Here is a 13,490-nt window from a genome sequence, read left to right as displayed (position 1 = left end):
GATGATTGAAACACCCGCCTTTCTTGATACCCAGCGCCCCGAGACGGTGCCTGACCTTGTGATTTCACACGGGATCACGCCGTTTCATCTGGCAAACCGTCCTGTGCGCGGCCGTCTGGTGAGACTGGGCAAGCTGGCTGATATCATGCTGAAGCGCCATGACATCCCCGATTGCGGGCGGCAACTGGCTGGTGAAGCCCTCTCGCTGGTTGCCGGGCTCAGCGCGGGGCTCAAGTTCAAGGGGTCGTTCTCGCTTCAGATCAAGGGCGACGGCCCGGTCTCGATGCTTGTGGCCGATTGCACCGATTCAGGCGAATTGCGCTTTTATCTGCGTTCCGAAGACACGCCAGATCATGCCTCGGCCAAGGCACTCCTCGGTGACGGTTATTTCGCTTTCACGATCGATCAGGGCGCGCATACCGAACGTCACCAGGGTATTGTGGCGCTAGAGGGCGAAACGCTGGCCGATATGGCCATGCATTATTTCGCGACAAGCGAACAGCACGAGTGCTGGATGCGCCTCTATTGCGAAAAGACCGATGAGGGCTGGCAGGCTGGCGCCCTGATGCTGGAAAAGATCGCAGCCGAAGGCGGCATTGCTTCCGAGCAGGGCGCGGATGAGGACGCATGGGAAACTGCCTGTATCCTCGGCAACACCCTCAAGGCATCTGAACTTTTCGATCCGGCCTTAAGCTCCACAACACTGGTCGAGCGCCTGTTCGGCACGCAGGACGTCCTAATCGATCGCCCCAGAGTGGTAAGCCTTGGATGCCGTTGCAATCGCGCCAGGCTGGCGAGCGTATTGTCGACTTTCCCGGAAGACGATCTCGACCATATGGCCGAGGAAGGGCAGATCACCATGAACTGCGAATTCTGCAACGTCGGGTTCCGCTTCGACCGTAACGAGATCGCGCGATGAGCGCGGCTGATGATCTTCTGCGTGGCATTCGCGTGGACGGAGAGACACTGACTGCCCTTTATGATCAGTGGACTCCGCAGGAGATCATCGCCCTGGATGACGACATCAGGTGCCTGACCCTGAGCGACGCGATGAGCGGGCGTCAGGCGGTCTGGTATCTCGATGGTGAAAATTATTATTGCGGCTCTCATATCGAGGTGGTGCAGCGCCTGCACCCGCAGCAGGTTCTCGCTGCTGTTGCTCCCTGGTTTGACGAGCTGGCACGACATTCGCTCAGTGCCGCCCCCACGTCGCTTGATGGCGCGCCGCGTATGCCGCTCTTTTTGGCGACACAGCTTGCTGCGGCATGGTGCGTCCGTGTTCTGACTGACATGCGTCAGACCCAAACCTCTCTGACCGAACAGGATCAGGATCTCGCAACGCTCGATGAAAGAACGCTTTCCTCACGACAGGTCCGGCGCTTGCTGGGCACACGGATCGGGCCGGAATCGCTGGTCGTTATCTCCCCCCTGAGCGACAGGCCCCTGCGATCGCAGATTTCATTCGTCATCGAGCATCAGCTCATCCATCGCTTCTACGATCCTGAAGCGGACTGCACCTTCTACCTGTCATGGTGGGAGAGACAGCTCGACAAACCACCCAGCTTTTATTGCCCCAAGGCCAACCTGCTCGTCAGCGATGAAAACATGGCGGGCATGTTGCCTGCCATGATTCTGGGCTGGTATCTCAGCAATCCGCATCATGCTGCGACCATCGCCGATGCCCAGGCTTTCGAGGCGCGTGACTATGGCCTTGGAAGTGCCTCTTCCCTTCTGGTCGAAATCGAAGCCGACAGCTCGCTCCCTCCTGCGCCCGAGACAACATCTGCCGACATGATTTCAGAATCATGGGCCTTCCTGCACCAGAACCCGTCCGAGATTGCTGCACCGGCGTCTCAGGACCAGAGACAGGAAAAGAAACAGTCGGGGCGTCTTTTCGGGCGACTACGCTCTCTAGTAAAAAAGACCTGAAGTCGAGACGCATAGCCAGGAGCCGCTCATGTCGCAAAGTCCATCCAGAGTTAAGAACTTTCTCCGTTTCGGTTCACTCTTCCTCGCTCTTGGCAGCATTTCCCCCCTGCTGACAGCATGCGGCGACAGCGAACCGCAGAGCTTTGCGCCGCTCGACTATAACTATCTTAGCAAGATGCACCTCAACGTTGCCCATATCGAAATTGTCGATACGGCGCCTCCTGGCTCAACGCCCGGCGATATTTCCGGCAAGGCGCCTACAACGCCCCAGCAGGCGCTCGAACAGATGGCTCGTGATCGCCTGATCGCCAGCGGAACAGAGGGCAGCGGCACCTTCACCATCACCAAGGCAAGTATCCTCCATGCACCGGGCGGTACGCTTCTGGGTGAACTCGAGGCTCATGTTGATCTTTCCGCGCCCTCGGGCGGTCGCGCCGGCTACGCGCTGGCTCATATCACCCGCAGTCTCAACCCGGGCGACAAAAACCCGGAATCTCCTGCTGTCCTTTACGACCTGACATCCCAGATGATGCAGGACATGAATGTCGAGCTTGAGTTCCAGATCAAGAAATCGCTTCATGACTGGCTTGTCGATGCCAGTGGCGCCCCCCTGCAAGGCGCAATTCAGCAACAGGATATCGGCCCGGGTGCCCCCCTTGCCGCGCCCTCGATCTCGACCGCCAATGCCCCTGCAGCAACAGCTCAATCTGCCCCCGCCCCGGCAGCAAACAGCAGCACCGCCCTTAGCGCAGCACCCGCAGCTTCTGCTCCTGCAGCCAAACTGCAAGGCCCTGACGCCATCTTTCCGCTTGGCGATGATGACGCACCAGCCGCTCCGGCTGTGAAATCGCCTAAACCGGGCGTTCTCTCCCTTCCGTCCGGTCATTCGTAACGGGAATTCACCCCCGACCTTGCCCGTCGCCCTGAAGCCGGACGGGCAAGGCAGAAACCTGCTTGCATTTCCTCACGCAATCGCGAAGAAGGGGGCGTTGCCCAGATGATGGGCATCCCCCATCGTTGTTCCGTCAGGAGAACAGGTTGAGCGCGCCTTCGTCTTCACGCCGCCGCTTCGTCAAAAATGCGGCAGGCACTACCGCTTTCCTCCTTCTCGCCGGACATGATTTTCCCGCCCGGGCGCGGGCCGCAGCACAGATCGACGGCAAGCCGGTTTTTTTCACGCCTGACGAGATGCGTTTTCTTGAAGCCGCCTGCGATTGCATCTTCCCGCATGACGATCTTGGCCCGGGCGCAACAGCTCTGAACGTTCCCGGCTTCATCGACCGACAGATGGATACGCCTTATGGCCGGGGTGAGCTCTGGTATATGTCTGGCCCCTTTCAGGACGGGCCTGCCAATCTCGGCTACCAGCTCCCTTTTGCGCCGCGCGATCTGTATCGCAAGGGCATTGGCGCGGCCAATCATTACGCCCGCACCGAACGCGGCAGGGATTTCGCCGATCTGCACCCGGAAGAGCAGGTCGAAATCCTGACAGCCTTCGAGGGAGGCGCTGTTCATTTTCCTGAACTCAATGCGCGACTCTTTTTCGAGCAATTGCGCCGCAATACACTCGAAGGTGTTTTTTCCGATCCGATCCATGGGGGCAACCGCAATATGGAAGGCTGGATCCTGCTCGCTTTCCCCGGCGCGAGAGCCGATTTCATGGATTGGGTCAATCAGGAAGGCGCAGCCTATCCGTTTGGCCCTGTATCGATCAGCGGCCAGAAGGCCTGAGCGTCACTTATTCGAGTTCCAAACGCATGACAACAAAACGGACTGACGTAGTCATTATTGGCGCAGGCTGGGCAGGCGCCATTCTCGCGAAGGAAATGCGCGAGGCAGGGCGTAGCGTCGTCATGCTTGAACGCGGCCCGGAACGCTCGACCGCGACTGAAGGCACCTATCCCGGCTCGATCGACGAACTGCGCGGCGCCATCAGGCACAGACTATTTCAGAACCCTGCCAAGACAACTGTCACCATCCGCAACACCGTCAACCAGACGGCACTCCCCTATCGTCAGCTTGCAGCGTTTCTGCCGGGTGAAGGCGTAGGCGGCGCCGGATTGCACTGGTCGGGCGTACATTTTCGCGCAGCCCCCGATGATCTGCGTCTGCGCAGCCATGTCATCGACCGCTACGGCGCCAAATTCATTCCCGAAGGGATGAATTTGCAGGATTACGGCGTCACCTATGAGGAGCTTGAGCCTTTTTTCGACAAGGCTGAAAAGGTGTTCGGCACATCGGGAGAGGCCTACAAGGTCAACGGTCAGATTGTCGGGAATGGCAATGTGTTTGCGCCTTCGCGCAGTGACAAGTTCCCTCTGCCTGCCATGCAGGACGTCTATACAGCGAGCCTGTTCCGCAAGGCGGCATCTGATGTCGGATATCATCCTTACGCCCTGCCAGCGGCCAATGCCTCAATGCAATATACCAATACTTATGGCTTGCAGATGGGCCCGTGTAATTTCTGCGGTTATTGCAGCGGCTATGACTGCTACATGTATTCAAAGGCCTCGCCGAACATCAATATTCTCCCGGCACTGCGTTACGATGCTGACTTCACACTGATCACTGACGCTCATGTCCTGAAGGTCAATCTCGACAGCGACCGACGCAAGGCAACAGGCGTCACCTATCTCGACCAGCGTGAAAATCGCGAGAAGACCATCGAGGCCGATCTGGTCATTCTGGCGGCCTTCCAGTTCCATAACGTGCATCTGATGCTGCTTTCGGGCATCGGCAAGCCCTATGACCCCATCAGCAATACCGGTGTCGTCGGACGTAATTTCGTCTATCAGACGATCACGACCTCACGGGCCTGGCTCCCGGAAAAGCAGTTTACCAACCAGTTTGTCGGTGCCGGTGGGGCGGGTGTCGCTCTTGATGATTTCAACAGCGATAATTTCGATCATGGTCCGCTGGGCTTCATCGGTGGCTCGCCAGTCTGGGTCAACCAGGCAGGCGTCAAACCTATCGCTGCGGCGATGAATGGCGGCGGCAAATCAGCACCGCGCTGGGGCGCAGGCTACAAGGCTGGTCTGGTCGATACCTATCGTCATTCCATGGCCATGGATGCGCATGGCAGCAACATGGCCTATCGCGATGTCTATCTCGATCTCGATCCGACCTGGCGTGACAGCTACGGTCAGCCCCTGCTGCGCATGACCTTCACCTGGAAGGAAAACGACATCCGCATGAACCAGTATGTCGTCGGCAAGATCGAACCGATCATGAAGGCACTCGGCGCCAGACGCTACGAACTCGGCAGGCTTGAACACGGCGAGGCCTTCGATACCCGTCGCTATCAGACAACCCATCTTGGCGGCGGTGCCGTCATGGGTACGAGCCCGACCGACAGCGCCCTCAACCGCTATCTTCAGAGCTGGGATGTCTCAAACGTCTTCGTCATCGGCTCGAACGCCTTTCCCCAGGGGATGGGCTATAATCCTACCGGCACCGTCGCCGCTCTTGCCTATTGGGCAGCGCATCATATCCGTACTACCTATCTGGCCCAGCCCGGCCCGCTGGTGGCGTTGTGATGCTCGCGCGAAAAACCGGCCTGGCGCTGCTTGCCGTTTTCGGTCTTGCTGGTTCGGTACGGGCCGAGGCGCAGGAAAACCCGCAACAGGCACTCATCGACAAAGGTCGCTATCTGGCAGCAGCAGCCGATTGCTCGGCCTGTCATACGCATGATGCCGCAGCGCCTTATGGCGGCGGCAACCCCTTCGGCCTGCCCATCGGCACGCTGTATGCGCCCAATATCACGCCCGACAAACAGCATGGCATTGGCAGCTATACCGAAACTGATTTCTCCAATGCCCTTCGTCGAGGCATAGGCAGGAATGACAAGCCCCTCTACCCGGCCATGCCCTTCCCCTCCTATGCGCGCATGACTGATGCCGACATTCATGCACTCTGGGTCTATTTTCATGAAGGTGTAGCGCCGATTGCCCAATCGGCACCTACCAATGCCATTCACTGGCCACTCTCCATGAGATGGCCCATGACCCTCTGGCGCTGGGCTTTCGCCCCGACACCGAAAGCCGCCTTGAGCAACGCCAATCGCCGCTTTCCAGATGCCGAAATTGCCCGTGGTGCCTATCTGGTCGAAGGGCCGGGCCATTGCGGCGCCTGCCATACGCCACGCGCTCTGACGATGCAGGAAAAAGCCCTTTCAAGCGATGAAGGCGATGTATTCCTCTCAGGCGGTGCGGCCGTCGATGGTTGGACGCCTGTCAATCTGAGGCAGGATGACCGCACCGGTCTCGGCCGCTGGAGCGAGGATGACATCGTTGCCTTCCTTGCCACCGGACGAAGCGAAAAGGGCTCTGCCTTTGGCGGCATGAGCGATGCCATTACACACGGCACACAGCATCTCAGCACAGCCGATCTGCATGCCATTGCCCGCTATCTCAAGACGTCGCTACCAGCCCGCAAGGGCGAGAAGCCCTGGGAAATCGATCACACCGTGGCGAAAGCCCTGCGAAAGGGACAGCTTCCAACAGCAGGCGCCAAAACCTATGTCGACCGATGCGCTGCCTGCCATCGGACGGATGGGCGTGGCTACGCCCCGGCTTTCCCGCCTCTGGCTGGCAACCCGACGCTCATGGACAAGGACCCTGGGTCGCTGATCCTGATCGTTCTGCGGGGTGCAACGGTGGCGCCGACAGAGAAAGCCCCATCGGCCCTGACCATGCCCGGCTTCGGTCATGTGCTCAACGATCAGGAAGTCGCCGATGTCGTAACGTTCATTCGACAGAGCTGGGGCAACTCCGGAAGCAGCGTTACCGCAGCCGATGTGCGCAATTTCCGCGATCGTAATGCGGAATGGATCAACACCCCACCCCCGAAACCCTTCAACTGAATTCGACGCTTCCTCCACCTTCAATGGAGGAAGCGATAGATCACCAGCCCCTGATAGCCACGCCCGCCAGCTGCCGTCTGGCCAGCGACGCGTGTGGAATAGGCGCCGCCTCCACCTGCGCCATAACGCGTGGCATTGGCGCCGAGAAGATACCCTGCCTTGCCACCGCCACCCCATGGGCCATTGGCGCCATTACCGGCGAACACGACAGTACCGTTCTGACCGTCGCTTCCGCCACCGCCTGTCTGGTTCCAGAGGGTTCCTCCCCCGGTGCCGCCGCCATCACCCCCCAGCGCCATCTGCGCGGCTGCGAAATACGCCGAACCACCCCCATCCGAGGTAAGAAACGGTGTGCCGTCATAGGTCACAAAACTTGGTCCTCCTCGTTGACCAGCCGAGCCACCTTGCCCGACCGTGACCGAAAGCGACGCATTTCTGGTCGGATCAACGGAATAGATCCCCCAGCAATCACCTCCTGCTCCACCGCCTCCGCCTGAAAAAGACCCGACATCTGGCGTCAGGGCGTTACTCGATGCACCACCGCCACCACCGCCGATAACCCGCAATTCAACCTGACGCGCCCATTCCGGTATCGTCAGGATCTGGCTGGCGACACAAAGCGCCTGAGGCTGGCTGATCTGCTGGGCAAACCTCATCGTCGCCAGCTCGGGAAGAGCGGGAAGAAACACCCTGCTTTGACGCGGGACAATAGAGCTCAATGTGCCAATCCCGGCAGGAATGCTCATGACATAAAGCGGCACGATAATGGCCCCTGCAGCAAAAGGCGCACTCACCCCTGCCGCGAAACTGATACGGCCCGTGCGACGAGTGGGCAGCGCTTTCCCGCGGTTATCCGGCCCCGCCATCGTCTGGTCCGGTTTTTCCGCATTGTAAAATGGCAGCACATCCAGCGTATCATCCTGCACGCGACAGACCGCGTAGAGGGTGATATCGACGCCCGTTAGGGGAATAGTCAGGGTCTGGGGCGCATCGTTGTAAAACAGGGCCTGGGTTATTGAAAAATCAGCATCAAGCCCCGCCGAAATTCCCCCGATATGCGCCGCATCAAGCGCATCCGGCGCCATGATTGCCCCGCGCCCGATCGTGACCGACAGATCGCTGTCAGACATCTGGCAGATGAGACCCGAGGCCATGATCGTCTGACTACCCACAAGCATCTCTGCAAACCGCCCAAGTCCCTCTTTGGCATAACGGCCAAAGCGCAGCAGATCCGTGTCGAAGGGGACGGCCCCCGCATAAATGATCGGACGATCCATCACGCTTGCATCCTTATCCATGCGATCACACCCGACGCCTTCGTGGCCTTGATCGCTGCGTGCAGGGCACGTTGTTCGACCGGCAGCTTCGGGTAGACCTCCAGAAAAAACTGCCCTCCCTGGCGGGCACCATAGCGGGTGCGTGACGCGCCATAGCCGCCAACCTGACACCAGGCACCGCAGTCATGCACGTTACCCGGCTCGATGATCCGAGGCGCAGCGCCGGATAGTCGACGTACCGCCTCTGATACAGCCGCACGGGTATTGAGAGGTGCCACGAGAGAACTCACCATCCGCCTGCGAAAATGGGTGTCTTTCTCGAGATTGAGACGGACCATGCCTGAGGGGCCGAAGAAATCGGCCGCAGCCACTTCCAGAAATGCGTCATCGGTAGTGCCCATACGCGTCTGCCTGCGTACAAAACTCATCAGGCTCCAGATCGATGCCAGTACGGCGCCAAACCCGGTCAGCAATGACTGCAAGATCGGGGCATCCTCGACCTCGTCCCCGCGATAGGCCGGAAACCAGCCAGCGGGCAGAATGAGCCGCAGGCGTCTGGCGAAATCACGCGCGCTACCCGGCGCGATGCCGGTGTCGTAAAGCGTCTTGCGATCCGTCGCCTGCAGGCTCGCTATATCGCGATCTCTCAGAATGGCCATCAGTCACCCACCTGTTCAGCCGTGAAAAGCGGCACGCGATAATCCTTGCCGTTCACGTTGAGATGCAGAAAACCACCCCCAGCCTGTTGCGGCACGGCGCCCCCCAAACTCGCTACAGGCGACGACATCTGGATTTCCCCTCCCTCTGCGGGGTAGAGGCCCAGATTGGGAGAGCCATTTTCACCCTTCTGCACATAAAGTCCCGCCGCAGCGAGACCGCTTCCTGCCTGGATATTCAGCGTGTTGGTTGGAGCATTATTGGGCGAAACGGAGAACAGCAGATTACCGGTCATGTTCGTGACCAGAAGCCCATCATCGGCAAACTGGATACGCTGCCCCTTGGCAGTCTGAGAAACGGTCGAAAAAAGCATGGCCCCCGCATCAAGGCCCTGAACATGCTCGCGTGTTTCAGGCGTCCGCCACTCTATACCCTGACCACGCGCCATCGATATCGCCGTCGCATAGCCACCATCATCGCCATTCGTCCCGGCCAGCGCGGTATTACCGAACAGGATGCCTGTTTTCCATGAGTCGGGATTGCTGACAAAAACGATTCCTGCCTCGCAATCTGCTGTCCCCTCAGTCTGCCCGCCCCCGGCGCCGATCTGGATCGCGTAGGTGCCGCCACCGCAATTCGGATGATAAGGCGTCGACATGCCATAAGCAGGCCCGCCCAGATTCACAGCCTCAAGCTCCATGACGAAGCTGGGCTGATAATTGACCCCGGGCATACGCCAGGCTTCGCCGTAATAGGCATAGGCCGTGGCCTGGGTCGGATTCGTCGCATCGTCAGCGATGCCCCATGAAGCAACACCGATCGTGCTCGGCACATGGCCCAGCTTGTCACGCCATTTCATCGCATCCGATGTGCGCGACCCCGCCACGAAGGCGCTGTTGCCAAAACGCGAAAGCGAAGCAGCCTGGGCATTTTCGAGAGCCCACGGACCGATCGACGTGGTCGCCATAAGAGACGACAGCCAGTCCTGATGTGCGACATCGCGCGTATTGAGCGCCGGATAATCAGACGCCGCACCAATAAAGAAACGATCGCCGTACCGACTGATTTTCGCCCCTTCTTCTGCAAAGAATTCACCACTGGGCGGAGAATCGGCAGGGGCACCGGCAATCTGACTGGCCGTCGCATTGAGGGTCTCGACACCATCCGGCGTTGCGATGACGAGAACTTCCGGTCCCGCGACAGCAGGAATACGAAAGTAGTTGTTGAATTTCGGCATTACCCCTCCTGAACGATCTGAACGGAGATCGTGCCTGGAAAAAGCGACTGGCTGGTTTGTGCCGGGATATCGTTCTGACTGCCGTTGAGCAGAATATCCGTCACCGAAAGCACCGGCACACCGGCACCGACATAAGCGACATAGGCAAGGCGACTGAATGGATAGCTCGCCCCGATCTGTGCGGCAGCGATGTCGGCACCAAGGGCTCTGACAAGCGCCGTACGGGCCGCTTCTGCCTCGGCACCGGAAGCGATCCGCACCGTCATCGCAACGTTTACTGTCAGGACTATCGGGCGCTGCACGGCAAACCCGACCCCCAGGGCCTTCGTCGCCTCCACGCTGGCATAGACTTTTTGCAGCACCTGCTCAGGCACATCATCACTGCCATCGTCGATCACAACCGTGAAATAGCCGGATCGGGTCGCTCCGTCGGATTGCTGTCCATCGAACACGGCATAGCTCAGATTATTCTGGGTCTCGGCCACCGCGCTCTCAACTGCCGCGCGAGACGCGCTGGCCTTGGCCGCCAGCCAGAGCGGAAAGCGCTTTCGGAGCTGCGCATCGGTTTCCTGATCCGAACCATTCGCAAAAGCCTTGAGATTAGTCACGATATCAATGCCTGCAACCGAAGTGCCCATCAGGGAGATCGCGCCTATGGCGACATTGCCCTGAACACCTTCGACCAATGCCTCGACGGGCAAAGTCAGCGAGGCCAGCCCAGTCGGACGCACATACCCTGCCGTTTCCTTCGACCAGTGCTCGTGGGTCGTATCAATCACGACCTGATAGGTAATGGCCGAAGCCGTTCGCACGGTCACACCGGGTCGCACCACGGCAGAGATATCGTCATAGGAAAAGCAGGTCATGGTAACCGAACCCAGCGCCTTGACGCCGGGCAGTCGGGTCATACCAAAATCGCCGACGAAACTGTCGCAATCTGTGCCCACCGATGTGGCCAGTCTTGTGCGACAGAGGATCTGAAGCAGCATATATTGCAGCCACAGACCAAGCGCAGCGACGCTTTCTATCAGGGCGCGCCCTGGGGTGCCGATATCAAGCGTGAGCTTTTGGGCACATTGCGCCTGCGCCGTAACGACAGCACTCTGGACGAGTGCCGAAAAGGAACGCAAAGAAAACGACATGAGCTTTCCGATGCCTCGTCGGCAGGAGCCGAGCCAGGCTCAGATCGTGCCGCTCTGATTGAATGTGAAAACCTGCTCAGCCTCTTCGCCTTGTTCGGTATAGGTGATTGCGCAGCGATACGTACTCACAGCCAGAGGCGTCAGTGTCACAGTCACCGGCTGATCGTGATCGATTGACGCTTCCAGAGCGAGTTGACTGACAATCAGCCCCTGCGTTTCCACCTCCCGGATCGGCGTACCTACGCGCGAAGGCAGACCGGCGCCATATTCTGCGTGCCAGAGATAGGCTTGCGGGTTGGTGCAGAGACGCCGCAGGATGTTTTGCTGCGTGGCCGATGATCCATCCGCAGCCCGCAGGGCGCCATCATCGTCGAGTTGCAGATCCTCGCCGAAATAATGGTACAGATCCGTCATCCCAATGCCTTTCCGGTCATCCCATTGGCATAGGGGTGCACATGGTCGCTAAGACTGTTCGTGTCCGTGCGCACATCCCCTCCGGAGACGGAAATACCGCCCCCTTTCACCTCGATACCCGCGCCGGAAACTCTAATCCCTCCGGAATCAAGGGTCATTCTGACAGATCCCGCCTTCAGCACGATCGCCGATCCGCTAAGGGCACATTGCATCGAGCCAGCGCCAAAAAACACGCCATCCCGCCCAAGATGCAGCCACCCGCTTGGCTCACTCTTGCGGGCAGATTCTCTGGAGGGCGCACCGCACCCGGCTCTGATCAGCAATTCGCCAGGTTGTGCCACCTTGCCTGTCTGGGGCGACAGGGCGGGTCCAGCAACGACATCGAACATGACGGAAATAATCACGTAGTTCTCGCCGTCGCCTTCCACCGGCATCAGCAAGACATGAGCGCCGGGTGCGGTTGGGCAGGAAAGCCGCAAATCCCCCACTTGTGTGACTGCCGCATCCGGCAGCCACCCTGTCTCGATATTATCGGGCTGCAGACGAACCTTGACGGCATGATTGGCAGGATCAACTGCCGAGACAATGCCATGTATGGCGTGGGCAGCGCATGTCTGATGGGCCGCAGCCAAGAAGGAACCATCCATAGGCATACTCCTTCAAAAAACACGATCCCGCAGTGTCACGTCCTGCCGATAGCCATGAGCGGGATCCATGAAATGCGTGACAGAGTCGACGGATAATGTCCTGACCCCGTCTGAAATCCCTTCATCGACAGTCATGAAATGGCGCGGCGCCAGCCCCGTCACGGCAGGCAGAGAGAGACGGACTTCGCATGCGTGCGAGACAATCCGTCGATATTTTCCCTTTGCCAGGCGCCTTATATCGTCCATGCGCAGCCCTGGCGCCCTGAACGTATAAAGCGCGGCATTGGCGCCCGGCATCTCGCTCGAGAAATTCTGCCCGTCGAAATAAACCTCGCTTCGCGCCCTCTGGCGTGAATCCCACGATTGCACACCGACAACGACATTCCGTGCGAGACCAAGATCGTGCCTGAAAGACTGCACGCTGACACCATCGGGAGAAAAAAGTCGTGTACCGCCCTCACCGACAGCATAGGGCTCGTGGATATGGATCGTTTTACCCGATGCGTGGCACTCATATCCATGATCGCGCGACAGGGAGAACGCGATATCAAAAGCGGTTTGATACCGATTCTGCGTGACGGCGGAGAGCCGCCTGTGCTCCAGCTGCCAGAACTGCCCACAATACGCGGCAGCATCGGTAGTCCCGGACACGATATCCGTCCTGAAAGTCAGGCCGGCACGCTGCACCGCTTCCTGTACCAGTTCGAGCGCGGTCTGATTGCTCCAGGAAGCGGCAAGGCGTGTATCGAGCAGAAAGGCCATATAATCCCGACACTCCAGCACGAAGAGCGCGTTACCATTTTCCTTGTTCAGCGCATCGAGCACACCGTGAAAAACCGTCGTCCATTCCTCGTCGCCCTGCGCCACCTGCAGCATCACATCCGGCCGATCAAAGCCTGAGCGATTTTCCACAAGACCGCGCAACACGGTTTTGTTCTTGGTGACCACTCTGATGAGCGCCGTGTCGCAGCGTGCATAGCGGGTACATTCCAGACGAAAGCCCCCTACATGCAGATCCTGCTGCCTCACGCCATCAATCAGAAGCCGGGCTTTCCAATTACGCATCAGCTCTGTCATGAGGGCGGCAAACCTTCGCTCCCATAAGAAACGCTCTCATCAGGCAGAATGATCTGCACCGGTGCGTCGAAACAGGTGAGATCGGGATCGGAAAGCCCGTTTTTTTCAGCAATACGCCACCACTGCATGGCGTCACTAAAATAGCGCAAAGCGAGATGAAAGAGCGAAACATCATCTGACGTCACCTGTATCTTCATTCTCTTTTCTCCTCGGAATACTTCAGTGCGGCACCGTCTTCTCCCGAAAAGG

The 13,490-nt window shown here is 58.9% G+C and carries 14 protein-coding genes; 6 read left to right on the top strand and 8 right to left on the bottom strand.

All coding sequences use genetic code 11. The features are described 5' to 3' along the window. Position 1 precedes the first annotated feature (1 nt). The 6 genes from hslO (at position 2) to AAID99_RS13375 (ending at position 6,790) form a co-directional block, all read left to right on the top strand. The gene (hslO, locus tag AAID99_RS13400) at positions 2 to 919 is read left to right on the top strand and encodes an Hsp33 family molecular chaperone HslO (RefSeq protein WP_188426681.1); all 918 of its coding nucleotides are present in this window, start codon (positions 2 to 4) and stop codon (positions 917 to 919) included. Beyond that, positions 916 to 1,929: a hypothetical protein gene (locus tag AAID99_RS13395; protein ID WP_498494115.1), complete on the top strand. Its 1,014-nt coding sequence runs from the start codon at positions 916 to 918 to the stop codon at positions 1,927 to 1,929. Before hslO ends, AAID99_RS13395 begins: the two co-directional genes overlap by 4 nt. 28 nt (positions 1,930 to 1,957) lie before the next feature. After that, positions 1,958 to 2,821, top strand: a complete 864-nt coding sequence (locus AAID99_RS13390; RefSeq protein WP_229719818.1) for a hypothetical protein — start codon at positions 1,958 to 1,960, stop codon at positions 2,819 to 2,821. Positions 2,822 to 2,967: 146 nt separating this feature from the next. Beyond that, entirely contained in the window at positions 2,968 to 3,660 is a 693-nt protein-coding gene (locus AAID99_RS13385) for a gluconate 2-dehydrogenase subunit 3 family protein (RefSeq protein ID WP_188426679.1), read from the top strand. A gap of 26 nt (positions 3,661 to 3,686) precedes the next feature. Next, positions 3,687 to 5,465 (top strand): GMC family oxidoreductase, encoded by a 1,779-nt coding sequence (locus AAID99_RS13380; RefSeq protein WP_188426678.1) that lies wholly within the window; start codon positions 3,687 to 3,689, stop codon positions 5,463 to 5,465. After that, positions 5,465 to 6,790, top strand: a complete 1,326-nt coding sequence (locus AAID99_RS13375; RefSeq protein ID WP_188426677.1) for a c-type cytochrome — start codon at positions 5,465 to 5,467, stop codon at positions 6,788 to 6,790. Before AAID99_RS13380 ends, AAID99_RS13375 begins: the two co-directional genes overlap by 1 nt. 20 nt (positions 6,791 to 6,810) lie before the next feature. On the opposite strand, the gene AAID99_RS13370 is transcribed toward AAID99_RS13375, so the two are convergent. From AAID99_RS13370 to AAID99_RS13335, 8 genes are read right to left on the bottom strand one after another with little or no spacing between them, the layout of a single operon-like run. Beyond that, positions 6,811 to 8,088 (bottom strand): glycine-rich domain-containing protein, encoded by a 1,278-nt coding sequence (locus AAID99_RS13370; protein WP_188426676.1) that lies wholly within the window; start codon positions 8,086 to 8,088, stop codon positions 6,811 to 6,813. Beyond that, positions 8,067 to 8,726 (bottom strand): UCP028438 family phage-derived protein, encoded by a 660-nt coding sequence (locus AAID99_RS13365; RefSeq protein WP_188426675.1) that lies wholly within the window; start codon positions 8,724 to 8,726, stop codon positions 8,067 to 8,069. The genes AAID99_RS13370 and AAID99_RS13365 overlap by 22 nt, the downstream gene beginning before the upstream one ends. Next, a complete protein-coding gene (locus tag AAID99_RS13360) occupies positions 8,726 to 9,961 on the bottom strand; it encodes a hypothetical protein (RefSeq protein ID WP_188426674.1) in 1,236 nt (411 codons plus the stop codon). The genes AAID99_RS13365 and AAID99_RS13360 overlap by 1 nt, the downstream gene beginning before the upstream one ends. Next, a complete protein-coding gene (locus AAID99_RS13355; protein WP_188426673.1) occupies positions 9,961 to 11,103 on the bottom strand; it encodes a baseplate J/gp47 family protein in 1,143 nt (380 codons plus the stop codon). The genes AAID99_RS13360 and AAID99_RS13355 overlap by 1 nt, the downstream gene beginning before the upstream one ends. A gap of 39 nt (positions 11,104 to 11,142) precedes the next feature. Continuing rightward, on the bottom strand, positions 11,143 to 11,517 hold the full coding sequence (locus AAID99_RS13350; protein ID WP_188426672.1) for a phage tail protein: 375 nt from the start codon (positions 11,515 to 11,517) through the stop codon (positions 11,143 to 11,145). Beyond that, a complete protein-coding gene (locus AAID99_RS13345; RefSeq protein WP_498494113.1) occupies positions 11,514 to 12,164 on the bottom strand; it encodes a baseplate assembly protein in 651 nt (216 codons plus the stop codon). The genes AAID99_RS13350 and AAID99_RS13345 overlap by 4 nt, the downstream gene beginning before the upstream one ends. A gap of 12 nt (positions 12,165 to 12,176) precedes the next feature. Then, the gene (locus AAID99_RS13340; protein WP_498494112.1) at positions 12,177 to 13,241 is read right to left on the bottom strand and encodes a hypothetical protein; all 1,065 of its coding nucleotides are present in this window, start codon (positions 13,239 to 13,241) and stop codon (positions 12,177 to 12,179) included. Beyond that, a complete protein-coding gene (locus AAID99_RS13335; RefSeq protein WP_188426669.1) occupies positions 13,238 to 13,438 on the bottom strand; it encodes a hypothetical protein in 201 nt (66 codons plus the stop codon). The genes AAID99_RS13340 and AAID99_RS13335 overlap by 4 nt, the downstream gene beginning before the upstream one ends. Positions 13,439 to 13,490 lie beyond the last annotated feature (52 nt).

The sequence above is a fragment of the Asaia sp. Ae19-3 genome, assembly GCF_059801175.1.
The sequence above is the reverse complement of the archived record's forward strand: the minus strand, read 5'-3'. Positions and strand labels throughout refer to the sequence as shown.

Coding starts and splice junctions, on each gene's coding strand:
- AAID99_RS13380 (WP_188426678.1), top strand. CDS start 3,687: ATGACAACAAAACGGACTGACGTAGTCATTATTGGCGCAGGCTGGGCA.
- AAID99_RS13335 (WP_188426669.1), bottom strand. CDS start 13,438: ATGAAGATACAGGTGACGTCAGATGATGTTTCGCTCTTTCATCTCGCT.
- AAID99_RS13365 (WP_188426675.1), bottom strand. CDS start 8,726: ATGGCCATTCTGAGAGATCGCGATATAGCGAGCCTGCAGGCGACGGAT.
- AAID99_RS13345 (WP_498494113.1), bottom strand. CDS start 12,164: ATGGATGGTTCCTTCTTGGCTGCGGCCCATCAGACATGCGCTGCCCAC.
- AAID99_RS13350 (WP_188426672.1), bottom strand. CDS start 11,517: ATGACGGATCTGTACCATTATTTCGGCGAGGATCTGCAACTCGACGAT.
- AAID99_RS13395 (WP_498494115.1), top strand. CDS start 916: ATGAGCGCGGCTGATGATCTTCTGCGTGGCATTCGCGTGGACGGAGAG.
- AAID99_RS13370 (WP_188426676.1), bottom strand. CDS start 8,088: ATGGATAAGGATGCAAGCGTGATGGATCGTCCGATCATTTATGCGGGG.
- hslO (WP_188426681.1), top strand. CDS start 2: ATGATTGAAACACCCGCCTTTCTTGATACCCAGCGCCCCGAGACGGTG.
- AAID99_RS13340 (WP_498494112.1), bottom strand. CDS start 13,241: ATGACAGAGCTGATGCGTAATTGGAAAGCCCGGCTTCTGATTGATGGC.
- AAID99_RS13355 (WP_188426673.1), bottom strand. CDS start 11,103: ATGTCGTTTTCTTTGCGTTCCTTTTCGGCACTCGTCCAGAGTGCTGTC.
- AAID99_RS13390 (WP_229719818.1), top strand. CDS start 1,958: ATGTCGCAAAGTCCATCCAGAGTTAAGAACTTTCTCCGTTTCGGTTCA.
- AAID99_RS13375 (WP_188426677.1), top strand. CDS start 5,465: ATGCTCGCGCGAAAAACCGGCCTGGCGCTGCTTGCCGTTTTCGGTCTT.
- AAID99_RS13360 (WP_188426674.1), bottom strand. CDS start 9,961: ATGCCGAAATTCAACAACTACTTTCGTATTCCTGCTGTCGCGGGACCG.